This window comes from Lacrimispora brassicae (assembly GCF_054772055.1).
On the sequence record NZ_BRYH01000027.1, the window covers coordinates 17,332 to 42,103 of the forward strand.

The following is a 24,772-nucleotide window of genomic DNA, read 5'->3' on the forward strand; positions in this document are numbered from 1 at the left end:
ATGATGACACAGTTGTTTTTTACCGGAATCCTAATTGCCGCGGGGTTATTTCTGATATTGGCGGATGTGCTAAAGCTTCCCGCCATGGGGGCCGGAAAGGCCATGCTGGGTGCCGGCAAGGAAAATAAGAAAGCTGCTAAAACAGTGGAAGCGTGGCTGATGACAGGTGCCGTAAAGCTCTCGAAATACATCCGGATGGATGAGTACAAGCGCAGCCGGATGGCAAATATCCTGAAGGCTTCCGGCATTTCCATGACACCGGAGGTGTATACGGCCTATGCCATTACCAAATCCGGAGCCATTGCACTTGGTGCGTTACCGTGCCTGTTCCTGCTTCCGCTGCTGGCTCCGGTACTGTTGATTCTGGCAGTACTGACCTATTTTCAGGAAACGAAACGTGCTGACGAGCAGCTTCGGGAGAAGCGGGAGCAGGTAGAAGGTGAGCTCCCCCGATTTGTGGCAACCATTGAGCAGACCCTAAAGGCCAGCCGGGATGTGCTGGCGATGATTGAAACCTACAAGAAGAATGCCGGACCTGCCTTTGCCCATGAGCTGGATGTTCTGACCGCCGACATGCGCTCCTCCAGCTATGAAGCGGCGCTGACCCGATTTGAGTCAAGGCTTAATTCTCCCATGCTCTCTGATGTGGTCAGAGGTCTCATTGGCGTACTGCGCGGGGATGACAGTGCTGTATATTTTCAGATGCTGGCTCATGATTTTAAAGCGCTGGAGCTTCAGAGACTCAAGGGGCAGGCACAGAAGATCCCGCCGAAAATCCGAGTATTCTCCTTTATTATGCTGATGTGCTTTCTTTTTACCTATCTCGCCATCATCGCCGTGGAGATTTTAAATTCACTTGAAACAATGTTTTAGATTGGAGGTGTAACTTTGGAAAACAAATATCAAGTCCTGCTGTTTGGCCGCCTGCAGGAGAATTACAATGCCTTTACCGCAGAATGGTCGGGACTTTCACCGGAGGAACTGATTGGTAAAGCGGAGGAAATCTATGCGGTTCAGATGACAAAAGAACACCTCATGGGACGTGTGGATGAGCAGCAGGCCGCATGGCTTCTGCGTTTTGAAAATCCACTGGAGGTCGTGCGGGATAGATGGATAGCAGAGAACGGTATGGAGATGGTGCATGATGAGGATTTCTCCCATGTGCTATGGGCGGTAATGGACAGCCAGGATACAGAAAACCTCTATGCATTGTCAAAAGGCGCAGAACCGTCCACCAACCGGGATCGCCCTGTAACTGTTCGGGAGTTCATTGAAAAGCACCAAGGCGTTGCCTATGATATGATGACGCCAGGCGGATATGTGTATCTGACACCGGAAAAGGCACAACTTCTGCTGGATGGGCAGAGCACGAAGGGGCATCCGGGAAGCCCGGAGTATGCAGTGGAAATTCCTGCAGAAGAGCTGCTGGAACAGGAGGTTGTAAATGCCCGTTTCAGTGATGGTGCATGGCATCTGCTCAGTGATTACATTCATGAAATGGATATGGAGCAGGAGCAGACTCCCATGGAGGGGGTGACCCTGTGCTGAAGAAAATTCTGAAAAACAGACGCGGTGAAGGTTATATTGACGTAGCCGTGCTGGTGCTGTGCATGATGCTGGTCATCGCGGTGGCAGTCAGCGTCCTGCCTGTATTCGTTACAAAGAATAAGCTGGACACCTATGCCGCCGAGCTGTGCCGGGAAGCGGAAATCGCCGGACGTGTGGGAAATGAAACCACCCTGCGGGCACAGGTACTGACCCAAAAGACCGGGCTTAATCCCGATATCTCATGGTCGAGAAGCGGGAAAATTCAACTGAATCAGGAATTTACCGTGACGGTAACCGTGCAGACAGATCTCGGATTATTTGGTGGCTTCGGGAGTTTCCCTGTCACACTGAAAGCACAGGCCAGCGGGAAAAGCGAGGTGTATTGGAAGTGACAAATGGAAAAAAATATGCTATTCTGAAAGATAACAAAGGAACCTCGTTTCCCTTAATTATTGCAGTAGCGTTGGTGCTGCTGATGGTGCTGTGCGGAGCCGCCGAGTATATCCGACTGGCGATCATTGCCCAGGGCGTCCGGGACGCGGTTCAATCCGCAGTAATTTCCACCGTGAACGACAGCTATGACGATGTATATCACGGTGTCCGTGAGGGCTACGCCGGAGCGTATATGCCATCTGCAGACGAATTTGAGGAAAGCCTTGACTACGGCGACATCTATGGGTATCTGGACGAGCTATTGGGGCTGCGCTACGAAGGCGGATATCATGTGAAATATGCCGGAGATGGCTTGGAATTCAAACTCTCACGACTATCTGTAAACTTAGAAAATATGCCGCTGGCACCGGGCAGCCCAAACAACAGCCGTGGATTTCTGGCTGATGCAGTGATCCGATTGGAGGTTCCGGTACGGTTTGGGGGCAAGCTGCTTCCGCCGATGGTGATTAACCTCAAAACGCAGGCGAAATATATGCCTTTATTTTAGCTGTTTTCGGATTATCCATAGACTTCCGAAAACTTATGTAGTATGGTGTGTCATTGAAAAACATACCATCAACCATTCACGAAAAGGAGGTCATCCTACATGAAACTGACAGAAAAAACAAAACGCAGACTTACAGTTGCAGGACTCGGTGTTGTGAGCATCGCCCTTGTAATAGCAATTGCCTCACAGTTTAAAACAGAGGTTCTCAACGAACCGGAGATACTGCCAACGCAGGCGGTGTCCAGTGAGGTCACCCCCAGTGTAGATATTCCTGACCCTTCCACGCTGCCTTCGGAAACGCCGAAGATCAGCGTACCATCAATTGATCCGACAGAAACGCCGGCTGTGGCAGAGGGCGCGGATACTGGAAAATCAACCGGTACCGAGCAGAGCATCCAGGCAGAGCCTACGAAACCACCTGCTCCTACAGAGGAACCTAAAACGGAAGTTTCGACTTCAAAGGAAGAAAATCCTACTGTTAACCCAAGTAAGACTTCCGAGAATAAGACGGAGGGCACGGTAAAGACAACACCGCAGGAACCGGCTGCAGGCACTATAAATGATAAGGGGCAGATGTGGGTACCTGGTTTTGGCTGGGTAGATAACAGTGGTGAGAATGTTGGAACAAAAGTAGGCAATGATGATGACGAGCTTACTGGAAATAAAGTAGGAGAGATGGATTAGCACTATAGTATAAAATAATTCTTGTGAAAGCACCGGATTTTCCGGTGCTTTCACTGTTTTAGGAGGTATCATATGAAACGATATCTTAGCTTTTTTCTTATATTGGTGATTCTGATTTCTGTATTTTCACCCATTACCGCCTACGCCGAAGGAGAAGGAAACATTGACCATGGAGGCGGTGGAATGGGTAGTGGCACCAGTGAAAACTATTGGAATTCTGGGAATGAAGGAGTCCGTATCACAGTAGTCAGAGCAGAAGATAGAATTACAGTCACCACTCCCGTGGATTTTACAAATAAAACGCAGCCAAATAGTCTTGTTCATTTTGGAAAAGTGAGCAAGATACAGTATAACAGCGGTAGTAGTCTATCGGTTAAAATGGGTGGATACACATACAGTAATCCCGGTAAGGCTTTGCCACGTATCATTAGTTCAGGCAGCGGACAGGCAAGTATTGAACAAATTAAAAGTTACTTTACAGATGAACTTGTTATCCGGTATATTGCTCAAGTCACAGGTATGGATTATGATGTGCTTATAAATGGCAATTACAAACTTATGTTGGAGCCTATTGCATACATGACTTTCCAGGGAATGAAGATGGCAATGACAGCAACTGAAGCGGCTCTCTACGATCAGCAGCTGGGTGGTGGACTGCGAAGCAAGATGGTTTCGCTTAGCCACAAAAACTTGCCCTTAGCAATGTTTTTAGAGGTATCGGATCTCGGTTATCCCGCATGGTCAGGCTCAAGATCATCATCGGCCTCTAATGTTGATATCATTTCGTCTCTCGGAATTGGTGTTGTCAGGTTTAAGGAAAAACCGAACGAACAACCCGAAGTGACTGCATGGGATTATGAGTACCGCGTTAATACCGATGTCATCACCTCAGTCACCGTCCGCGGTGGACAGTCCGATCCTGACCATCCGGTAACAGTACGATTTAACATAGGAGGCAGAACCTATACCGTCAGTGGCGTGTACTACCCAGAGGGAGACAGCCAACTGGTATGGGTGCGCTGGAGGACACCCTCCACACCACAGACCATGACCATTAATGTGTCAGTATCAGGCAGCGGTTCTGCCAGCAAGGGCACCATTACAGCTAAAATCGTTGATCTATCCGGCAATGATCCGCCCAATCCTGTGGCAGATGACCGGAACGACGGCTATACCAAACCATCCGTGCCGAGTAAGGAACAGAATACCTCGGCCTCTTGGGGTGTCTGGCGCCCGTGGTGGCATGAATATTGGGTCTGGCACAGCGGTGACGACGATGAGGATGGCTGGTGGGAAGACGAAGGATGGTGGGAGTTCGATTGGGACGCATACCATGCCAGTCTTTCCGCATCTATAAGCATCACTCCCGATTCAAAGGTACCGACCGCCTCGGGAAAAACCATGGGAAGCGGTTATGGCATTAATCAAAGCACCACTGCTAATGTCAGTACCAATCAATCCTCTGCAGTGACCGATGCACAAAATGCAGTCACCTATTTTCCAGAGTTCCAGTATCAGACGTACTGGCGGCTTTTAGAGCGTACCCAATCCGGCTATAGCTCCAAGTTTGAATTTGCCTCTAATAAGTATTCTACCTACAAACGCAGAACGCACTTCACCCCCGTATGGATGCCGAATGGAAGCTATACTCCCTACACATGGCTGATAGATTGCTGGACACCTTCGGGAATGCTTTCTATGAATCTGACCGACTCAGTAAACATCCAGGGAAGCGTTTGGGATGACTGGCACATTGCGCCTGTCAAACCGGACTGAGAGGTGTGATATGGCATATGAACGCATTGAAAAACCAGAGGGCAGCTTATACCACTACACAAATCGAGCGCAGCTGGACAGCATCCTACAGGATGACAGAATACGCCGGTTTGGTGACCGGGAATGCTGGTTCTGTACCTCGCTGGAGGATACTCTGGCATTGATGGAAAGAACAGTTATGCAGGAGGGTAAGCCCTATTATGACGTGAACGGCATCCTCCGGCAGTATCCAACCTTTATGCCGGAGGATTATGTGATTCTCAGACTCACACCCCGATACCAGAATGGTGAATGGGTTCGCTGGAATCAGGAGATGCCCCACGGCAGTCCTCCCGAGCTGCTGGCGGAAGCACAGGAATTCAGCCGGTTAAAGGTCGGTTTCCGTAGTGATTTAAAATTTCAGGCAAATCCGGAGGTGATAGAGGTTTCTTCACTGTTGGAACAAAATCAGCAGCCCCGGCTTTCCATATAGCAAACAACAGCAGAAAAACAGCAAGGCTGTGGAGTGAAAACTTCACGGCTTTTTTTCTGCACCAAAACCAATAATGAAAGGTGGTAACCCTATGAAAATGAAACGAATCCTGTCTATGCTCTGTGTCATGCTGCTGATTATCGGACTGTTCGGTACGACAGCGTATGCGGCAGGCTCTGGCGATGTGGCGGGAGCAATTGAAGGAACATGGAACGATGCCTCCGGGCAAATCAAGACTGTAGTGAACAAGGTCGTATTTCCCGCAATCGACCTGATTCTGGCGGTCTTTTTCTTTGCTAAACTTGCGACGGCGTACTTTGATTACCGCAAACACGGGCAATTTGAGTGGGCCGCGCCCGCGATTCTGTTCGCCTGCCTCGTGTTTGCACTGACCTGCCCTCTGTACATCTGGACGATACTTGGATTATGATATTGGAATAGGAAGTGGGCAACCAAGCCAAGGTTGCCCACACTTTCGTAGTAGTCAAGATCAGCTTTGGTAATCCTACTTTATGTCATACTAAGGTATGTCATTTTTTTATTGTGATTGTACGGTTATTAATTTCAATAATACCTTCCTCTTTTAATTTCTTAAGCTCTCTAAATAGAGAAGGTCTTTGTACACCCAAATAATCTGCCAGTTGTCTTTTACTCATTGGAAGAAGAATTACCGAAGATTTCTGTATAATAGTTTGCTGTTTAAAATAATCCATAATATTTTCTCGAAGTGTTCTTTGAGTAAACATTGCTATCTTCTGATTTATTCCTTGCGAATTTTGTGAGATTGACTTTATATAGTGCAATGTAAAATTGTAATCATGCAAAAACTCCAAAACAGCATTTATGTCAATATGGATAATTTGACAATCTGTAAGACAATAGATATTAAGAGGATAACTGTGGTTTTCACCAAATAATAAATTTGCTCCTATCACACTTCCCTGACTAAATTCAAACATCGTAGTTGCTGAGCCGTTAATTGATAAAGAATACGCAACCAAACTCCCTGACAATACATTATCTAATGTACGGCAAGTTTCATTTGCATTATGGACGGTTGTACCTTTCATATAGTGCTTTTGATAAATATGATTACCTGCTATTAGTTTTTCTAAATCAGATTCCTTTATAGCTGAGAATAATGAAATGTTTCGTAAAATGTCAATATTCATGAATTAAGCCCTCCATTTAAAAACATTATATCAAAAAGAAACATTGGTGTCTATTTGATAATAAGAAACTACTTTATAATTAGGTTATCACAAAAAGAATGGAGGATTCGTATGGATATTTTTACAGTGGCAATGTGGATAGGAACGATTATATTCCTTTTGATTTCCTTGAAAAAGGATAAAACAAAGACAGTGAAAGCCCTTAAAATGGCATTTGGTATGGGCAAGGGTATGTTGGGAAGTATATTATCAATTATTTTTTTAATTGGTTTAATTCTGACAATATTACCACCAGAGAATATTGCCAAATTTGTAGGAAGTCAATCATTGTTTATAGCAACGGTGGGTTCGGCGGCATTTGGAACAATTACACTGATCCCTGCTTTTATTGCTTTTCCGCTTGTCGGTACACTGGTTGACGCTGGGGTTAGTATTGTTCCTTCCGTAGCATTTTTAACTACACTTACAATGGTAGGGATCGTAACATTTCCACTTGAAAAGCGTGAATTTGGGCTTAAATTTACTGCTACCAGAAATGGATTAAGCTTTTTATTTGCCATAATTATCGCTATGGTAATGGGGGTGATTGTATGAAAATCTTAAAAAAAGCAAAAGATAATATCTTCTTGATATTGATTGCAACTTCCTATATCCTACTGTTTGTAATTAAACCAGATATGGGTGTCACATCAATTAAAAACAGTGCCTATTACATTAAAGAAATGCTTATGATAATGCCCGTGATATTTGTTCTTACGGCGCTTTTGGATACATGGATTGCAAAAGAAAAAATCACGAAATACTTAGGAAAAGAATCCAAAGTTAAAGGTATCATATTGTCGTTCGTTTTAGGCAGCATTTCTGCGGGACCGATATATGCAGCATTTCCTATGTGTGTCATGCTCCACAAAAAGGGAGCTTCTGTACGAAACTTAGTTATAATTTTAAGTTCGTGGGCAGTAATAAAGGTTCCAATGCTGCTAAATGAAGCAAAATTTTTGGGAATAAAGTTTATGGCAATCCGTTGGGTGTTAACAGTAATTGCTATAGTAGTATTTTCGTGGATTGCTTCAAAGATTGTGAAAGACGAAGATATAGTACAGGAAGAAGAAAAAGCGGGTGGACTTATATTAAACAGAGGATCTTGCATGGGCTGTACATTGTGTACTAAAAAATATCCTGAGGTTTTTGGTATGCAAGGTAAAAAAGCATATATAAAAGCTTATGACTCTGAAATAGACAAAGAAAGGCTTAACCAAACAATATTAGCTTGTCCTGTTAGAGCCATTCATTTTAATGAATAATTAAGAAATGTTGTAAAAGCAACGTACATTTCTTAGTATATGCGGTATAATTTAATCATTAGCTATTTTAACAATAAGGAATTATTGAATAATAACCCCCACAATTCAAAACCTATTATAATAAAAGAGGAGATATATACAATGATTGAGCAAATTCATGAGATGTCAACCGGAGATGAAAAAGCGATTGAAAGAGTAATTCAGGATGAAAATATTCATTATCTTCATATGGTCTTTAATAAGGAGGAAGGCCTCCCAGAACATTTCTCTAATTCCAACGTTTATATGACAGTGGTAAGAGGGACTTTATCTATCGGGCTAAATGATCAAGAAGTTCACCAATATGATAAAGGAACTCTTTTGAAGATTCCTGTAAATACAAAGATGAATGTAAAAAATTTATCCAAAAGTGTGCTTGAGTTAATTGTTGTAAAAGCACCGGCACCTTTGAAATAGTGAAACAAAATTTATAATCATTGAAAGGAGGAGCAAATAATGATAAAATATGTATGTATCCCATGTGGATATATCTATGACCCACAAATAGGTGATCCAGATAGTGGAATAGCCCCTGGCACTGCGTTTGAAGATATCCCTGATAATTGGGTTTGCCCAATTTGCTTTGTGGGTAAAGATGAGTTTGAACCAGTAAAGGAATAATACGAAGGAGGAAATAATTATGAGTATGTTTTGTTTTCAATGTCAAGAAACTGCAAAAGGTACCGGTTGTGAAGTAAGAGGTGTGTGTGGTAAAAATGAGGAAGTTGCAAAATTGCAAGACTTGCTGATTTATGTTACAAAAGGAATCTCCGAAATTGTTGTAAAAGGCAATATAGAAGTAAAATCCATAAGTGAAGTAAATCATCAAGTCTTAAAAAGCCTTTTTATCACTATTACAAATGCTAATTTTGATGACGGTGCAATCGAAAATCAAATTCATAAAATGATTGGATTTAGAAACGAGCTAAAAAAACAAATTTCTGGTGTTAATCTTGGTGATGCATCGGAGTTTGAAGTAAGCGATAGAGCGTCTATGTTAGACAAAGCATCTAAAGTAGGTGTTCTTTCAACCGAAAATGAAGATGTTCGTTCTCTTAGAGAAATGATTATCTATGGTTTGAAAGGTATGGCAGCGTATACACATCACGCTCTTAATATCGGAAAAGAAGATCTTGCTATCAATGCATTTATTTATGAAGCACTTGCATCAACCCTTGATGATTCGTTGTCTGCAGATGATCTTGTGGCATTAACATTAAAGACAGGCGAGTTTGGTGTGAAAGCGATGGCGCTGTTAGATGATGCCAATACCTCCAAATATGGAAATCCTGAGATCACCAGTGTTAATATTGGGGTAAGAAACAATCCTGCCATTCTGATTTCAGGCCATGATCTCACTGATTTAGAGCAACTACTGGAACAAACCAAGGGTACTGGTATTGATGTTTATACACATAGTGAAATGCTTCCTGCACATTACTATCCTTTCTTCAAGAAGTATGACAATTTTGCAGGAAATTACGGCGGTTCATGGTGGCAGCAAGTTACCGAATTCGAAACCTTTAATGGACCAATCTTGTTTACTACAAACTGCATCGTACCTCCAAGAAGCGAAGAAATCAGAAAAAGAATCTTTACTTCCGGTGCATCAGGCTATCCCGGATGTCCTCACATCACAGCTGACGAAAATGGAAAAAAAGATTTTTCTGAAATTATTGCGATGGCAAAGCAGTGTAAGCCTCCTGTAGAAATTGAATCAGGCAATATTGTTGGCGGTTTTGCTCACAACCAAGTTTTTGCTCTTGCAGACAAAGTAGTTGATGCAGTAAAATCAGGTGCAATTAAGAAGTTTTTCGTCATGGCAGGCTGTGATGGCAGAATGAAATCTCGTGAGTATTACACTGAGTTTGCAGAAAAACTACCGAAGGATACGGTTATTCTTACTGCAGGATGTGCCAAGTACCGTTATAATAAACTTGAGTTAGGAGATATTGGTGGTATTCCAAGAGTTCTTGATGCTGGCCAATGTAATGATTCCTACTCTCTTGCAGTAATCGCATTGAAGCTGAAAGAAATATTTGAGCTTGAGGACGTTAACGATCTGCCGATTGCATTTAACATCGCATGGTATGAGCAAAAAGCGGTAATTGTCTTACTTGCGTTACTTTATTTAGGTGTGAAGAATATTCATCTTGGTCCTACCTTGCCAGGATTTTTATCTCCGAACGTTGCAAAGGTCCTTGTTGAAAAGTTTGGCATTGCAGGTATCGGACAAGTTGAAGATGATATCAAGTTATTCATGGGAGAATAATTGGTACTGATGTTTTAAATGAAAGGCAAAGATTCTGGTTGGAAATCGGAATCTTTGCTTTTTTATATTTAGAAATAAATTTGTCACCACCCATATGCAAGGATACCCTGGACTATTCTTGGCATGTAGACAAAGCAAGAGCCGTCGCGTCAAGTTAGATGCAACGGCTCAATTTCGTGATAAGTCAGATTTTATTGTGTAGGTGAAGTTAAACACTAACAGAGGGTGTGCTCATACCCTTACACAATGTTTTCACCCAAAATAATTTTTGGCATAGTGGTTAAGCATCTGTTCCACCGCTTGTAAAAATGCTCTAACCCTAACTTTGACACCCTTGCGTGAGTTTCTTCATCTCTAACAGTCCAATGTAAAACATAAGTGACTTTGCCTACATTGCGTGTGAGGCGAACAGGCAATGCCCCTTCTTTAACGGCATTAAAATCTGTTTGGCGGTGGGTGCGTTTGATATATCTAACTTCAATAACACCATCCTGCTCCATATAAAAGGCGGCAACCTCTTTCATAAGTTGCTCAATTTCCTCTTGCTTTTCAATCTTTGCCTCATAGATACAAATTTCATTAAACATTTATTGCACCACCTCGCACATTATATAAACTTGCTCACCGAGCGTTAATTTCCCACGCTACCGTTTCACAAAAGTTTTACACGGTAGATATATAAAGTGAGTTTACCATAGTAAATCGGAACTTTCAATCAAACAAATATGAACAATGGAAAGGACACAGATACTATGAAAAAAGTCCGTTCACCACCCTTATGCAAGGATACTCTGGAATATTCTTGGATTATGATGGTGAAATGAAAAGTGGGCAACCACCATAAACGGCGAGGTTGCCCATATTTTCGTAGTAATAGAGATTAGTTCTAGCAAGGCTGATTTAGCCATACTAAGATGTTTGCTTACAATAAGAATTCAATCCGTCTGTTCTTTTTGCAGGTATACATTTTTTTATCGGCTTCTTGGAACGATAGTAATATGTCCCTCTGTTCACCCTTACTATAAATGCTATATCCATATGAGATAATGGGCATTATAGTGTCTGCTTCCCTTGTTTTTTTTAAAGATTGCAACATAAGATTAATGCATTCATGTATGGCACCTTCGCTAGTATTTTGAGCAAGAACGCAAAACTCATCTCCGCCAATACGATAACACTGCCCTATATCCTTAAAACTGTTTTTAATAATACCGGCCGCTGTTTTAAGATAATAGTCTCCCTTGGCATGACCGTATGTGTCATTTATTTTTTTAAATCCATCCAAGTCGAATAAAATGATACCCGAATGGTCTGTCGCACTTATGGCTTTTAGCTTTTTATCAAACGCCTGCCTATTTAACACTTCGGCAACGATATCATATTTAAATTGCAATTCACGCTGAAATAGATAGTACATAACAAGAACCAAGGTAATACAATGCCATGTAGAGTGTATGAAAGGAAATAAAATTTGAACCGTTGTTCCAATAAAAAAAATGGCATACAGCATCATTAAAAAGGCACGTTCGGTATCTTGAAATTGTAAAAGTTGGTGGTGGTTGGAAATCATCAGTACAACTAAACCACATAGGTATGTTATGATATAAATACCAAAAAGTGGACCTCTCGTATATTGATTATCCATTGAAATAAAAAAAATCCATCCAGTCCATGCGGAAGAAATCAGAAGCACAAAATTCAATGCAATAGGCATGCAAATGCACTTAAGTTTTCCGTATAGTTTTTCATCAAATACCATGGCGAGCAGAACAGGAATACATGTTGAAAGTGAGAATCCAACTATATTAGCAATTATGTTTGGAATACGAAATGTCGCTCCAAGTAAATCCAGCACACTGGTAGATAATTCAGCAATTATCACAATAACCGTTAAAATAATCACTGCAATATATGCTTTTGTTTTTCCAACAGACATAACTGTGTTCTTTAAAATTAGATATAATAGAATTAGAAGCATAAGTATATTGATTGCACTACTTGTAATTAACGCAAAGATAGGATTTTGCACTTTACTTCCCCCCATAGTATCAAATATAAATAACCCCATAGGGCACTTTTTTCATCACTACCTTTTCGCAAATATTATCTCCGATAGAGTAATTACCAACATTTTATCATAATAAATCGATCGATGCAACCCTCTTGTTTGTAAACATTGCTGAATAGCTTTCTGCTGGGGTAGAAAGTTTACCACAGTAAATCAGGGTTTTCAAGTTACTCATTATAAACAATAAAAAGAGGTAGCTATCATGAAAATCAAGAACCGCTCACCGTCCTTATGCAAGGATACTCTGGCAGATCCTTGGTATGTAAGCCTATGGAAATAAAATAAAAAGGAGGAAATTAACTTATGGGATGCTGGGGAATAACGGCCTTCGAGTCTGACACCGGATTGGATACAGTGGATTTCATCAGAAGTAAACTGCCGGAGAATGGAATGCTGGAGCTTGAAAAAATCATCGAAGAAATGAGGCAGAAGGAGTGGTGTGTGCCCGAAGTCACAGATTTAGCATCGCACACCGGACCGATGGCATTGGCAGAAATGATTGTAAAATTCCAGGATGAAGATATCAGCGATATGGACTATGACGGAGAATGGGCGGCAAACCAAAACAAATTCAGCAAGGTCAAATCCTTTACCGTTACCGGGGAATCCGTTCAATGGCTCCGGAATTATCTTGCTCACGCACTTGGCTGCATCAAGGAGGAAGCGGAGCTGGCAGCCAATTCCGATAGAAAATGGGGTGGCTGGTTTGAGGAAGAAGACTGGAACGGCTGGCAGGAGCATATGTCCATGCTGATCAGTCGTATGGATTCAATTCTTATGTCTCAGGAGGATGATTTGATCCCGTCTAAGGAGCAGACGAGCGGTCCGGTTATGGGCGAGATAAGCTGATGAACGGTGGATGGCATTCGCTGTAGGTAATGGCAGACGCAACTGGCTCAAATTTTTACAATTGATATAAGGGCAGGACAGTCACTATAAAAGGTAGTTGTCCTGTTCTTTTGATTGGAGGAAAGATATGTTTTCCTCAAGGAACTAAATAAAAATCAGTAAAAAAGGTTTTCGTATTTTATGCGAGAGCCTTTTTTTATTGGAGGTGATGCCCATGTTCATATGGGATTTTGTAGCCGATACCGTGCTGGGTCAGATTCTTGATTGGATTTACGGTCAAATTATCGGCTTTCTTGGAAATTTCTTTTCCGCAATGGGCGGCATGGGAGCTGACCTGTTCGAAATGAGCTGGGTTCAGTCCATCGTCCTGTTTTTTGTTTATCTGGCTTGGGCGTTGTATGGAACCGGGCTGGTGGTGTCCGTTTTTGAATGTGCCATCGAATACCAGTCCGGCCGGGGCAGCATCCGGGATGCCGCGCTGAATGCCATCAAGGGATTTATGGCAGTGGGGTTATTCTCCACAGTTCCGGTAGAACTTTACAAACTGTCCGTTTCACTGCAGAGTAGTCTGACGGCGGGAATCACTGGCTACGGAAGTGGCTTGGATACTCTTGCAGGTAATATTATCAATGAGCTATCCGCAGCCGGAAATTTAGAAAGCGCTGGTAGCTTGAACGTCTTTGGCGGGCTGGGAGTGATCACCAGTCCGATTATGATGCTGTTTATCCTGATTCTGATGGGCTACGCCGTAATTAAGGTGTTCTTTGCAAATCTCAAACGCGGCGGTATCCTGCTCATTCAAATCGCTGTGGGGAGCTTGTATATGTTTTCCGTTCCCCGCGGCTACATGGACGGTTTCACCAGCTGGTGCAAGCAGATTATTGGGCTGTGTCTAACCGCCTTTTTACAAGCCACCATTCTCATAGCTGGATTGATGGTAGTGAAGGATCAGGCTCTGCTTGGGCTGGGGCTTATGCTGGCGGCGGGAGAAATTCCCCGAATCGCCGGAGCTTTCGGATTAGATACCAGCACCAGGGCTAACTTTATGAGCGCCGTCTATGCCGGGCAGACTGCCATGAACATTACGAGGACGATTGTAAAGGCGGTGGCAGCAAAATGAAGCTGGTCTATATCTGTTCCCCCTATGCCGGGGAAATTGAACGGAACGTGAGGTTTGCGCAGGATGCCTGCCGCTATGCTATATCGCAATGCTGTGCGCCGATGGCTGTGCATCTGTTATACCCCCAACTGCTAAATGATGCTGTACCGGCAGAACGAGAAGCCGGCATTCAAATGGGCCTTCGAGTATTGGCTGCCTGTGAGGAATTATGGATCAGCACTGGAATGAGCTATGAAATTGCGGAAGCTGAGCGGCTGGGGATTCCGATCAGACGAATATCCGCAGAACAAATACAAGGAGGACATACCATGGAGAAATACGGAATATGGGCGCGCAGGAGTGCCGCCTCCGTGTGTGGGGCATCGGAAGCCTGGGTAAAACAGGACGTAGAACCTCTGACCTTTGATACCTATGAGGAAGCAGCCTCTGAAGCCAGGCGGCTGATAGAAAATACCCGCACACCCAATGTAGCCTACTTTGCAAAAGGAATGGACATCACGCTGGAGGAAGCGCCTTTCTCTGGCATGAAGCTGCAGTATTGACTGAACCGCTGACCCTCGGCAGCCTGTTTGACGGGATAGGCGGCTTTCCGCTGGCAGGCGTCGGACAGGGTTTTACGCCTGTCTGGGCCAGCGAAATTGAACCGTTCCCTATCGAAGTGACCCGGCTGCGTTTCCCTGAAATGTGCCATGTAGGCGACATTACAAAGCTTGATGGTGCTCATCTTACGCCTGTGGATGTGATCTGCGGGGGCTCACCCTGCCAGGATAATACCGAAGAAATAATTATCCCGAAGTCAGACGAGAAAGCCGCCTAATAGGCCGCTTCTTCGTGAAAACTTCGGGATAACAAATCATTTAAGTCCGGACAATTCCAGGATCATATCCTCATTGTCCTTCCAAATAGGTATGGGAACAGGCACCCCCTTTCGCAAGTGTTCAGCTTTTTCCATAGCCGCGCGCTTCATTTCGGCATCGGCATATGCATAGATTTTTGTGGTTTCTGGATCAACGTGGCCAAGAAATTCAGATAATACGGCCAGCGGCATACCATCACGGTATAAATGGATCGCCCTTGTATGCCGCAGTTGATGAGGATGCACCCTTTCAGGAACTTCAGGGCAAATCTTACGTGCCATTTCGCCGTACTTTTTCATAAATGCGGCAGCATTATCGGGTGACATTGCTTGTTTTGTGCCATGAATAACAGTGAAAAACAGAAAATCGTCCTTGACGGTATCGGCGTGAAACACTTTCAGATATTGTTTACAATGCTCCACAGCTTTGGGCAGTAAGGCTACAGAACGGGTTTTGTTTCCCTTTCCGGTCAGATATACGACAGGATGACGAACATCCAGCCGCAGGTCACGGACCTTCATACTCAACAATTCATCGCATCGCGCAGCAGTTTCATACATGAGCGTCATAAAAAAGCGGTTGCGAAGGTTCGTTCGTTTCCTCACATCAGGTTGACTGAGCAAAGTTTGTAGTGCGTCCTCGGAAAGAAATTCTACTATTCTACCTGGCGTCTTTTTAGTGGGTATCCCTTTTGCCTCAAGCTGCAAAGCAACCTGTGTACAATCTAACTCACCAGCGTACTTGAAGAAAGCCCGTATTACCATAAGCCGTTGGTTTCGTGTGGTTGCACCGCAGTTGCGCACATTTTCCAACCAATCCAGATATTCCAGAATCAAATTGCGGTTAAACAGACCGAAATCAATGTGAGAAACGGTCAGTTGCTTTTCAGTGCGGAGATATTCAACAAGCAGGTTTAGTGCATTTCGGTAGGATTTGATGGTGTTTTCGCTGCAACACCGCTGTTTAGGCAGATACTCAAGAAGATAACCTCTGACGGCCTTGAAAAAATCATTCATCAATCTCCACCTCCGGCAGCAAACTCTCGTATTTTGAGAAATCCAATCCGGACATAGCCGTGAACAGTTCCGGGACCAGATGGACGTAGTAATAGGTATCAGATAGTTGTGAATGTCCCATGTAGGCACTGAGATACGGCAGTTGAGCGGAAACATCCTTGCCCTCCCGCAGCCACATATACAGGCGATGCGTTGCGAAGGTGTGACGAAAATCATAAATTCTGGGCGGCTTTTCGGTGGATACTGGAATACCGGTTTTAGCCCACATGATGCGAAATGTCTTCTCAATCCATTTCTTCGTATACAAATGTCCCTGTGAATTAGGGAAAAACAGTTCCTGCCCCGGCATAATGCGGCTCACTTGTTGATGATATTGCCGTAATAGATCTGTCATATCGTCAGCCATTATAACAATGCGATCCTTGTGCCCCTTGGATTCCATAATCTTGAGCTTTCCGACGTCCAAATCGACATTTTCTACACGGAGTTTCCTCGCCTCTATAGGACGCAAGCCACAGCAATAGATCAAACGAAAAATCGTTGGTATCACAAGATGACGGATGGGGAATCCCCCTCTCGGACGGATTAGATCCAAAACGTGCCAAAAGGCAGCGATCTCTTCCTCAGAGTAAATATGTGGCATGTGGCGTGGACCTTTTTGAGACAAATCAGGGGGAAGCACATAGGCTGCTTCTCCAATCCTGTTTAAGTATCTGGCAAATTCCCGAACCGGCATTAAGCGATTGCGAAAGGAGTTGTTTTGTTCCGCTTCTTTCCGAATCGCCCAGGCCATGCAAAGTTCTTTGGTCAACGCTATTTCATCAGGAAATTTGTTCATGCAAAATCTATCAAACACATGTAGTATACGAATGCTTTCTTCATACGGAAAACCCAGGGCATTCTTCTGTTCAATGAATTGCTGAATGAACTTTGCAAAGTGACTACCAAAAACACGCTTCACCATCCCTCACCTGCTTTCTCGGTAGAAATCAATCCAATGGCACAACTTTTTAATCCCAGTTCATTTGCCGCAAGGTATGGCTTTGCCGAATCCATGTGAGTATGCCCAAGCAATTCGCTAAGCATATCCAGTGAAATTTCAGATTCGAGCAGTCCTGCACCAAAGGAACGACGGAAACTGTGGAAGCCGCGCCGGGGAATATCTGACTTATCGATACCCGTCCGCTGCATATACCGGGAAATCATGGCACTGGCTGAGCGATTCTTTAAAGGGCGGTAGGGACGATTGCCACATAGAAAGATAAACGGTAAATTGCACTTTGGCCGTTCGTTCAACAGGTAATCGGCAATCGCGTTCCCAGCCTCATACTCCAATGGCAAGCTTAACGGGTGCCCGGTTTTGCTTTGAATAATACGTATTTCATAGTTTCTCCAATCGATATCCTGCCGTTTCAAGTTCACGATGTCCACAGCACGCAGGCCCGTCTGAATGGCGGTTAGCATAATGGCATAGTCACGCTTGCCTGTAGAGTAATTGACGCTGGCACTGCATAGCATTTTTTCAGTTTCGACTGTATCAAACCCCTGGCGTATCACTCGCCTTTTTGCAACCATTTCTGACATTGCAATACTCAGATCGATTTGTGTTGTGCCATTTCGGTGTAAGAAGCGTAAAAAAGAGCGAATCGCAAACAGCATGGCCCCCATCCCACCGGCATATCGCTTAGCGTTATGCGACACACACTTGCTTACAACCGAAAGCGTTATACCGCCAAAATCCACATATCCCATATCCTCTAATTCAAAGAGAAAATTGTGGATTGCACTATGGGCGACAGAGATTGTACTATGTGCAAGGGCACCGGTCTGTTCGTTCTCTCGGCAAAAAGCATTAAGCGACTCGGTATAATACGCGCCTGGCCTTCGCAGCCCCCAAGCAGGAACACGCTTCAATTCAATCTTGCCGGTTTTGTGGTACTCATCCAACAGGGTGGCCACCTTACGGACATTTTGGTACACAGACCGACATATTGAATGATTTTCGTAGCCGGCGCGTGTCTGTGCAACAAAGTTATCAATTGCGTCTTTCTCATATTGCGTTATACCACGCTCCCCGCAGTAACGGAGAATAGCATCAAACCCATCATAAACATAGTTGCTGATGGTTTTTTCCCGATATCCAAATCTCAGCAGCTCCTGTTTGGTTTGGTAAACCAACACCAACAGATTATCAGCCTCTAAAAGAAGCTGTGAGGATGGCGGCTGATGCAGTGGATTGTAAAGCACCTCCCATTTTGGAAGCGATGGCAGTGTCACAGTACCTTCGGTATGGTATTTTTCTAGTAGTTCAGCCGATCTTCGTACCGTGGTCCATTTCCATCGCGATATTTTCCCCTGCTCGTACTCGGCACGGATTTGGAGAATGAACTCATCTGCAACATTTTTTGTGTAGGCAGTTAAACCTCTGTCACTAAAGTATTGGCAGATAGGGTAAAGACCGCAATACTTGTAGTCTTTGATCTGTTTTACTCGCATACCTGATTGATGGAGCGCATCAAGAACCTGCTCTACAAGATCTTTCATGTTGATGTGTTTCAAATTTATCACCTCTGTATGATTTTTTTCGCCAATTGGATGGCAATTTCCATTATACAGGGCACTAGCGTTATCCCGAAGTTTTCGGGATTCAAATTTAAGAAAGCGAGGTGTTATCTATCTTTTTTCTACTATATAACCCAATCTTCGGGATAACTATTTCTTCGGTATTATCAGTGTTATCCCGATATCGGGATAACCAGGATCTGAGTGTCGCGGGGAAGCGTGCGGGCTTGCAGGGAGAGCGCTCCGGCCTGTTTATGGAGCAGGTCCGCGTAATCAAGGAGATGAGAGCCTATGACAAAGCAAACGGAAGGCCAGCTGACGCTGTTCGACCTCGGTATATGTGCTGGGAAAATGTCCCCGGAGCCTTCAGCTCCTCTGAGTCAGAGGATTTCCGGGCGGTACTTGAGGAAACCTGCAGAATTGCGGACAGTACCGTATCTATACCTCGACCTCCGGGAGGGGTATGGAAATCTGCTGGGGCCATATTGGGAGATCAATTCTCCGTTGCTTGGCGAGTATACGATGCTCAATACTGGCCCCGCACCCCCCAGAGAAGAAAACGTATATACCTTGTCGCAGATTTTGGAGGCCACACCGCATCACAAATATTATTTGAGCAAGACCGCCTGTTTGGGGATTCTGCGCAGGGCGAGGAAACGTGGCAAGGAACTGCCGCCTGTTCTGAAACGAGCGCTGGAGATCCAGTCAGAAGCTCCGGAGCCGATGGAGGAAGCTCCGGAGAATGCCTGACACCATGGGATGTGCAAAGCCGCCGCATTTATGAAGGCGATGGTGTGTGGCCGTCACTGTATGGCGGCGAAGGTGGAGGACACGGGTATATAACAGAAGAAAAAAGTGAACCTGTAACGATTCCAATCAATACACAGATAGCAACTAGGCATGAGCGTTTGGGAGAGGGAACAGGTCTTGGGATAGGAGCCGATGATGATCCCGCTTTTACCCTCCAGGCATCGCACTCCCATGCCGTATTTCATTCTGCACCAGAAAGCGGAACCATCGCCTTTGCCTGTAACCAGAGGGATGAGGTTAGGAATTTAAATGATGTGTCCGGGGCAATCCAAGCTCAACCCGGTATGAAACAGCAGACCTTTGTGGCGCAGCTTTCAGAGGAATCTGGAGTTCAGCAGCCAAACTGCCTGACCCCATGGGATACCCAGCAGGAACGAATCTTTACAGAGGACAGCATCGCGCTAACGCTGGCCGGTGCGGATGGCGGCGGTGGAAGGAATCCGGGCGGGCTGGTGTTTTCGGCAGGTGTAGTTACCAAGGGAAACGGCGACTGCTTCCTGACCCCGGAGCAGCACACATCCCTCACATCGGGTGGCGGGCAGGCCGGACAGGGCTATCCCTGTGTGCTGACAGCTGGCTTCTGTGCAGGAGCCGGTCCGGTTGCGGGAGGGATTGGTTACAGTGAGGAAATTTCCTCGACACTGAAGGCAGCGGAGAGCGGAACCAACATGGTGCCCTCCATCCTTTGCCTGAACGACCAGGGCGGCGGGCAGATGTACTGCTCCGAAAACCAGACCGGTACGCTTCGAGCACAGGAACATGGACATCAGCCATTGATCCTGGACTCCCAACCGGAACTGTTTGAGAACCATGGCATTGACTCGCGCTATACCGGACCTCACCCGGTAGCTCCGACGATGTCTGCCCGGTATGGAACCGGTGGAAACAATGTTCCCCTGATTTCCCAGCCAGCTGTTCTTGCCGGGGAGTCCGGTGAAGCTTTGGCACATGATTCGACTTACTGTATTGCCGGAAATATCATTGATCGACAGGATCACAATGGGGGCAATGGACTTGGCGTTCAGCCGGACATCAGCTATACCGTGACATCCACAGACCGTCATTGCGTTTTTTCACAGCAGCGGAGCGATGAGTATGCGCCAAATGAAGTAGTCAGCACGCAAAGTGCCAGACAGTATAAGGATGCAACAGACCTTATATACGAGGCGGATGTGGCCGGACTGGATTGCCGCAATGGAGTGGAAAACGGTGACTTAAGCGGAACCCTGCAATCCAAAACGAATGGAGGCTATTCTCTTAACAATGTGCATCCCATTCGCATCGGTAAGCTGATCCGCAGGCTGACGCCTCTGGAATGCGAAAGACTCCAGGGGTATCCCGATTACTGGACGGATATCCCCGGCGCTTCGGACAGCGCAAGATATAAAGCCCTTGGCAATAGTGTGGCGATTCCCTGTGTGGTGCATGTGCTCCGGGGAATCGCTTATTTTTTACACAAATATAAATTGGAACAGGAGGAATCAGAATGTACATCTACCCCGACAACCTAAAATCGAAAGCCACGCTGTGGCTTTGGCAGCTCCGGGATATCGGCATCATTGGCGTGGGGCTTTTAATCTCTGTGTTTGCGCTGGCGCAGCTGGGATTTCTGCCGCCCATTGTCATCACAGCCCTCTACGCATTTTTGACCATACGGTTTGACGATACCAGTATCCTTGACTTTATCCAATATGCCTGCGCATTCTTTTTGACAATGCAGCAGGTCTACGAATGGGGGTATCAGCCGAGATGAGTAAAACAGAAAAGAAAACAGAAAAACAGCGCAAGGTTACCCGTCAGCTCATTGGAACCAGAGAAGTGACAGATTACAGCCTGGATACCTATCGCGGCGACCGGCTTGTGTATTTTATGATCAAACCCACCAATATCTCCGTGTTATCTGAGGAAAGTATCTCTGCGCGGATTTATGCCCTGATGACGGTTCTCAAGGGCATGGCGGAGCTGGAATTTCTGTGCTTGAACAGCCGTGAAAGCTACGAGGATAATAAGCGGTTTTTGCGAAGCCGTATGGAACAAGAAGACAATACGGCTGTGCGCAAGCTGTTGGAGCAGGATCTTATCCATCTTGACCGTATTCAGGTGCAGATGGCTACAGCCAGGGAATTCCTCGTCATTATCCGGCTTAAAAATGAAAAGGACAGCGAGGTGTTCCCTTACTTAAGCCGCATCGAGAAAACGTTACGGGAGCAAGGCTTCATTGCCAAGCGTTCCGGCAAGGAGGACATCAAACGGCTTCTGGCCGTCTATTTTGAGCAAAATGTCACAACGGAAAAGTTCGAGGACTTTGACGGTGAACGTTGGATTATTTTCGGAGAGTAAACTCGTCTGTTTTTGTTGGGTTTTCCATCTAGACTTGTGCGAGGTATTCGTTTATTGTCTTGTGTAATACACGGGAGGTGATGAAAATGGAATATGAGGAAATCATGGATATGATTGTAGGAGAATTAACCCAGCGGGCACTTAGCCGGCAGCGAGAGGAAGATGAGAACCTCGATCAGCTTATTCTGCGGCAAGCTGAGCTAAGGGCTTCGATAGAGCGATATCTGGCAAAGCTTGATGAACCAGATAGACAGATTTTTCAGGAATACCTTGAACTCAATTTGGAGATTTGGGGATTTCAGGAAAAGTACCTATATCTACAAGGAGCAAAGGACTGTGTGCGGCTTTTGAAAGACCTTGGTGCTCTATGACATTAATCTTGCCGATGAAGAAAATACAAGATGGGAAGCCATGGTTGTACATAGCTTCCCATCTTGCTCATAACACCTAACTTCCCATCATAGCCCAAAACGCAGATATATATGGTTTATCCGTAATATTGATTTATCAATTCCATTTTGAACTTCCAATAAGTAACTGTGTTTGATTTTTCGTTTTCACGTGCAGCTCGCATCAGTTCGTTATTTGTAAAAATCATGCCATGTTTTCTTAAATCATTAAAATCAGTTTTAGATATCGTAGGGTGGAATGAATCTAAACCAGACCCCACGTCTTTTGTAATAATGATATAATTCGAACCGTTTTCTAAAATTATGTCATTTTCATTTATATCAAAGTTTTCATGCCCAAACCCAATAATAGCCATTCAGTTTTCACCTCAAATATTAAAATAAAGCAGCTTTTCGTGTTCACGACAAAAATAATATTCAGCGTCCAATTTATGTAAAGTTATTTACCCGCTGCTCAATTGCTCAAATCCAACGTCGCTTATTAGCCAACTGGCTGCTACAGCAGCACTTCATCCAATTGCCCATTATATATAAATAATGGGCACACAGCACTTGATTATATGTGATGTGTAAATAATTAAAGTGTTATTACAATAATACCATGTTTTCAAACATAAATAAACCGTTTTTATCCAGCCGTCACAAATTGTGGCGGCTTTTTCAATACCCATAATCAAACTCAGAAAGGAAGAAGCCCATGGCAAGAAAAGTAAAACCCAAAGCCCAGCCGCAGGAGGAGGTGCGGATACAAGAATTTCTGGATATGATCACCCCTTCGGTAATCAGGTTTAATACCGACCATTTCATCTGCGGCAATACCTACCGCTGTGTTTGGGCGCTCCGGGAATATCCTACTGCAACCGATGAACAGGCTATCCTCCGGCACCTTGGGGAGAAGGATGGCGTTACTCTGCACCTTTATACCCGACATGTCACCCCAGTGGAGGAAAAGAAAATCATCACAAACGCTGCCAACAAAAACCGGATGCAGAGAACCAGTACGCAGGATCTCCAGCAGACCGTGACAGCAGAGTCAAATCTACAGGACGTGGCCACCATTGTGGCACAGATGCATCGGAGCCGGGAGCCTCTGCTCCATGCCGCTGTATATATTGAGCTGACTTCCCATGATTATGACCAGCTGAAGCTCCTGCAGACGGAAGTCCTGACAGAGTTGGTACGCTCAAAACTTAACGTGGATCGGCTGATGCTGCGCCAGCAGCAAGGTTTTATCTGCGTCATGCCCTCTGGATGGAACGTGTTTGGGGATCAGTTTGAACGGGTGCTGCCTGCCAGTTCTGTGGCAAATTTGTATCCCTTTAATTACTCCGGGAAAACAGACTCCAATGGTTTCTACCTCGGCAGGGATAAGTTTGGCAGCAATATTCTGGCGGACTTCAACCGCCGCGCCGATGACAAGACCAATGCCAACATTCTCATTCTTGGAAACAGCGGTCAGGGTAAGAGTTACCTGCTAAAGTTAATCCTGTGCAACCTACGAGAATCCGGCATGCATATTATCGGGTTAGATCCGGAAATGGAGTATGAGGATCTGACCATCAATCTCGGGGGCTGTTTTATCGACCTCATGTCCGGCGAGTTCATCATCAATGTGCTGGAACCAAAAAGCTGGGATGAAACTGGTGATCCCAAAGATACGGATGCACCCCAGGCATTCCGCCAGACCAGCAAGCTCAGCCAGCATGTCAGCTTTCTAAAGGATTTTTTCCGCACCTACAAGGACTTTACGGACCGGGAGATCGACACCATTGAAATCATGCTGGGGAAGCTCTATGAAAAATGGGGCATCACGGACCGCAGCAATTTTGACCGCTTAAATCATTCAGATTACCCGATTTTATCTGATCTGTACGATCTCATTGAAAAGGAATATAAGGGCTTCGATGAAAGCCACCGCCAGCTCTATACAGCCGATTCTCTTCGAGAAATCTGCCTTGGACTTCACTCCATGTGTAAAGGAGCGGAGTCCAAGTTTTTTAACGGCCATACCAATATCACCAGCAATGATTTTATTACCTTCGGTGTCAAGGGTGTGCTAAATGCAAGCAAGAATTTGCGTAATGCCTTGTTGTTTAATGTGCTTTCCTACATGAGCAACGAACTTTTGACTACCGGAAATACTGCAGCCAGCATCGACGAGCTATACCTGTTCCTGACGAATCTCACCGCCATTGAGTACATCCGTAACTTCATGAAACGAGTCAGAAAAAAAGAAAGCGCCGTTATCCTGGCATCACAGAATCTGGAGGATTTCAACGTAGAGCATATCCGTGAGCTGACCAAGCCCTTATTCTCCATTCCGACCCACCAGTTCCTGTTCAACGCTGGCTCTATTGATGCCAAGTTTTACATGGATACGCTCCAGCTGGAGAAATCCGAATATGAGCTGATCCGCTATCCTCAGCAGGGTGTGTGTCTTTATAAATGCGGCAATGAGCGGTACAACCTGATGGTTCATGCACCAGAGCATAAGGCAAAGCTGTTCGGAAAAGCCGGAGGTCGCTGATGACCA

The 24,772-nt window shown here is 44.9% G+C and carries 28 protein-coding genes and 2 pseudogenes; 23 read left to right on the plus strand and 7 right to left on the minus strand.

The features are described from left to right. The 8 genes from ACYVD3_RS13980 (at position 1) to ACYVD3_RS14015 (ending at position 5,850) form a co-directional block, all read left to right on the plus strand. The gene (locus ACYVD3_RS13980; RefSeq protein WP_045093668.1) at positions 1–873 is read left to right on the plus strand and encodes a hypothetical protein; all 873 of its coding nucleotides are present in this window, start codon (positions 1–3) and stop codon (positions 871–873) included. 15 nt (positions 874–888) lie between these two features. Next, positions 889–1,548, plus strand: a complete 660-nt coding sequence (locus tag ACYVD3_RS13985) for a hypothetical protein (RefSeq protein WP_052665842.1) — start codon at positions 889–891, stop codon at positions 1,546–1,548. Beyond that, positions 1,542–1,940, plus strand: a complete 399-nt coding sequence (locus ACYVD3_RS13990; protein ID WP_460643128.1) for a DUF4320 family protein — start codon at positions 1,542–1,544, stop codon at positions 1,938–1,940. Before ACYVD3_RS13985 ends, ACYVD3_RS13990 begins: the two co-directional genes overlap by 7 nt. Then, positions 1,931–2,488 (plus strand): hypothetical protein, encoded by a 558-nt coding sequence (locus tag ACYVD3_RS13995; RefSeq protein ID WP_460643129.1) that lies wholly within the window; start codon positions 1,931–1,933, stop codon positions 2,486–2,488. Before ACYVD3_RS13990 ends, ACYVD3_RS13995 begins: the two co-directional genes overlap by 10 nt. Before the next feature lie 99 nt (positions 2,489–2,587). After that, the gene (locus tag ACYVD3_RS14000; protein ID WP_045093666.1) at positions 2,588–3,172 is read left to right on the plus strand and encodes a DUF6550 family protein; all 585 of its coding nucleotides are present in this window, start codon (positions 2,588–2,590) and stop codon (positions 3,170–3,172) included. A gap of 72 nt (positions 3,173–3,244) precedes the next feature. Then, the gene (locus ACYVD3_RS14005; protein ID WP_045093665.1) at positions 3,245–4,948 is read left to right on the plus strand and encodes a hypothetical protein; all 1,704 of its coding nucleotides are present in this window, start codon (positions 3,245–3,247) and stop codon (positions 4,946–4,948) included. 10 nt (positions 4,949–4,958) lie between these two features. Further along, positions 4,959–5,420: a hypothetical protein gene (locus tag ACYVD3_RS14010; protein ID WP_045093664.1), complete on the plus strand. Its 462-nt coding sequence runs from the start codon at positions 4,959–4,961 to the stop codon at positions 5,418–5,420. 91 nt (positions 5,421–5,511) lie between these two features. Beyond that, complete coding sequence (locus ACYVD3_RS14015; protein WP_045093663.1) at positions 5,512–5,850, plus strand: DUF3852 domain-containing protein; 339 nt, start codon at positions 5,512–5,514, stop codon at positions 5,848–5,850. A gap of 100 nt (positions 5,851–5,950) precedes the next feature. Here the strand turns inward: ACYVD3_RS14015 and ACYVD3_RS14020 are convergent, their stop codons facing one another. Next, a complete protein-coding gene (locus ACYVD3_RS14020) occupies positions 5,951–6,592 on the minus strand; it encodes a Crp/Fnr family transcriptional regulator (RefSeq protein ID WP_045093662.1) in 642 nt (213 codons plus the stop codon). A gap of 111 nt (positions 6,593–6,703) precedes the next feature. Here ACYVD3_RS14020 and ACYVD3_RS14025 point away from each other — a divergent pair, with 111 nt between their 5' ends. The 5 genes from ACYVD3_RS14025 (at position 6,704) to hcp (ending at position 10,207) form a co-directional block, all read left to right on the plus strand. After that, a complete protein-coding gene (locus ACYVD3_RS14025; protein ID WP_045093661.1) occupies positions 6,704–7,186 on the plus strand; it encodes a permease in 483 nt (160 codons plus the stop codon). After that, complete coding sequence (locus ACYVD3_RS14030; protein ID WP_045093660.1) at positions 7,183–7,896, plus strand: permease; 714 nt, start codon at positions 7,183–7,185, stop codon at positions 7,894–7,896. The genes ACYVD3_RS14025 and ACYVD3_RS14030 overlap by 4 nt, the downstream gene beginning before the upstream one ends. Before the next feature lie 141 nt (positions 7,897–8,037). Then, complete coding sequence (locus ACYVD3_RS14035) at positions 8,038–8,352, plus strand: cupin domain-containing protein (protein WP_045093659.1); 315 nt, start codon at positions 8,038–8,040, stop codon at positions 8,350–8,352. 39 nt (positions 8,353–8,391) lie between these two features. Beyond that, a complete protein-coding gene (gene rd / locus ACYVD3_RS14040; protein WP_082082671.1) occupies positions 8,392–8,556 on the plus strand; it encodes a rubredoxin in 165 nt (54 codons plus the stop codon). Positions 8,557–8,575: 19 nt separating this feature from the next. Then, entirely contained in the window at positions 8,576–10,207 is a 1,632-nt protein-coding gene (gene hcp / locus ACYVD3_RS14045; RefSeq protein WP_045093658.1) for a hydroxylamine reductase, read from the plus strand. Between the two features lie 239 nt (positions 10,208–10,446). On the opposite strand, the gene ACYVD3_RS14050 is transcribed toward hcp, so the two are convergent. Beyond that, entirely contained in the window at positions 10,447–10,794 is a 348-nt protein-coding gene (locus ACYVD3_RS14050) for a hypothetical protein (RefSeq protein WP_018213991.1), read from the minus strand. A 335-nt stretch (positions 10,795–11,129) separates the two neighbouring features. Then, positions 11,130–12,275, minus strand: coding sequence for a GGDEF domain-containing protein (locus ACYVD3_RS14055; RefSeq protein WP_045093657.1), 1,146 nt, complete (start codon positions 12,273–12,275; stop codon positions 11,130–11,132). A gap of 303 nt (positions 12,276–12,578) precedes the next feature. Between ACYVD3_RS14055 and ACYVD3_RS14060 the strand changes: the two genes are divergently transcribed. The 4 genes and pseudogenes from ACYVD3_RS14060 to ACYVD3_RS14075 form a co-directional block, all read left to right on the plus strand. Beyond that, entirely contained in the window at positions 12,579–13,124 is a 546-nt protein-coding gene (locus ACYVD3_RS14060) for a DUF4259 domain-containing protein (protein ID WP_045093656.1), read from the plus strand. Between the two features lie 214 nt (positions 13,125–13,338). Further along, complete coding sequence (locus tag ACYVD3_RS14065) at positions 13,339–14,244, plus strand: conjugal transfer protein TrbL family protein (protein ID WP_024345943.1); 906 nt, start codon at positions 13,339–13,341, stop codon at positions 14,242–14,244. Continuing rightward, entirely contained in the window at positions 14,241–14,786 is a 546-nt protein-coding gene (locus ACYVD3_RS14070; RefSeq protein ID WP_045093655.1) for a DUF7768 domain-containing protein, read from the plus strand. The genes ACYVD3_RS14065 and ACYVD3_RS14070 overlap by 4 nt, the downstream gene beginning before the upstream one ends. After that, positions 14,783–15,013, plus strand: a pseudogene (locus tag ACYVD3_RS14075) (DNA cytosine methyltransferase); the annotation flags it as partial. The gene ACYVD3_RS14070 and the pseudogene ACYVD3_RS14075, both read left to right, overlap by 4 nt. An 84-nt stretch (positions 15,014–15,097) precedes the next feature. Here ACYVD3_RS14075 and ACYVD3_RS14080 read toward each other — a convergent pair. The 3 genes from ACYVD3_RS14080 to ACYVD3_RS14090 are packed head-to-tail and all read right to left on the minus strand — an operon-like array spanning position 15,098 to position 18,676. Next, complete coding sequence (locus ACYVD3_RS14080; RefSeq protein ID WP_460643130.1) at positions 15,098–16,117, minus strand: tyrosine-type recombinase/integrase; 1,020 nt, start codon at positions 16,115–16,117, stop codon at positions 15,098–15,100. Next, positions 16,110–17,081, minus strand: coding sequence for a tyrosine-type recombinase/integrase (locus tag ACYVD3_RS14085; RefSeq protein WP_460643131.1), 972 nt, complete (start codon positions 17,079–17,081; stop codon positions 16,110–16,112). The genes ACYVD3_RS14080 and ACYVD3_RS14085 overlap by 8 nt, the downstream gene beginning before the upstream one ends. Continuing rightward, positions 17,075–18,676, minus strand: a complete 1,602-nt coding sequence (locus ACYVD3_RS14090) for a tyrosine-type recombinase/integrase (protein WP_460643132.1) — start codon at positions 18,674–18,676, stop codon at positions 17,075–17,077. Before ACYVD3_RS14090 ends, ACYVD3_RS14085 begins: the two co-directional genes overlap by 7 nt. 257 nt (positions 18,677–18,933) lie before the next feature. On the opposite strand from ACYVD3_RS14090, the pseudogene ACYVD3_RS14095 reads away from it, so the two are divergent. The 5 genes and pseudogenes from ACYVD3_RS14095 to ACYVD3_RS14115 form a co-directional block, all read left to right on the plus strand. After that, positions 18,934–19,029: pseudogene (locus ACYVD3_RS14095) on the plus strand (DNA cytosine methyltransferase); the annotation flags it as partial. A 444-nt stretch (positions 19,030–19,473) separates the two neighbouring features. Continuing rightward, positions 19,474–21,000: a DNA cytosine methyltransferase gene (locus tag ACYVD3_RS14100; protein ID WP_460643198.1), complete on the plus strand. Its 1,527-nt coding sequence runs from the start codon at positions 19,474–19,476 to the stop codon at positions 20,998–21,000. Next, positions 20,976–21,242, plus strand: a complete 267-nt coding sequence (locus ACYVD3_RS14105; RefSeq protein ID WP_045093653.1) for a hypothetical protein — start codon at positions 20,976–20,978, stop codon at positions 21,240–21,242. Before ACYVD3_RS14100 ends, ACYVD3_RS14105 begins: the two co-directional genes overlap by 25 nt. Continuing rightward, the gene (locus ACYVD3_RS14110; RefSeq protein WP_045093694.1) at positions 21,239–21,829 is read left to right on the plus strand and encodes a hypothetical protein; all 591 of its coding nucleotides are present in this window, start codon (positions 21,239–21,241) and stop codon (positions 21,827–21,829) included. The genes ACYVD3_RS14105 and ACYVD3_RS14110 overlap by 4 nt, the downstream gene beginning before the upstream one ends. Positions 21,830–21,915: 86 nt before the next feature. Continuing rightward, positions 21,916–22,200: a hypothetical protein gene (locus ACYVD3_RS14115; protein ID WP_045093652.1), complete on the plus strand. Its 285-nt coding sequence runs from the start codon at positions 21,916–21,918 to the stop codon at positions 22,198–22,200. A 116-nt stretch (positions 22,201–22,316) separates the two neighbouring features. Here the strand turns inward: ACYVD3_RS14115 and ACYVD3_RS14120 are convergent, their stop codons facing one another. Next, positions 22,317–22,595 carry a hypothetical protein gene (locus tag ACYVD3_RS14120; RefSeq protein WP_045093651.1) on the minus strand — a complete coding sequence of 93 codons (279 nt, stop codon included), beginning with the start codon at positions 22,593–22,595 and terminating at the stop codon, positions 22,317–22,319. Between the two features lie 341 nt (positions 22,596–22,936). Between ACYVD3_RS14120 and ACYVD3_RS14125 the strand changes: the two genes are divergently transcribed. Continuing rightward, on the plus strand, positions 22,937–24,766 hold the full coding sequence (locus ACYVD3_RS14125) for a VirB4 family type IV secretion system protein (protein WP_045093650.1): 1,830 nt from the start codon (positions 22,937–22,939) through the stop codon (positions 24,764–24,766). Positions 24,767–24,772: the final 6 nt, after the last annotated feature.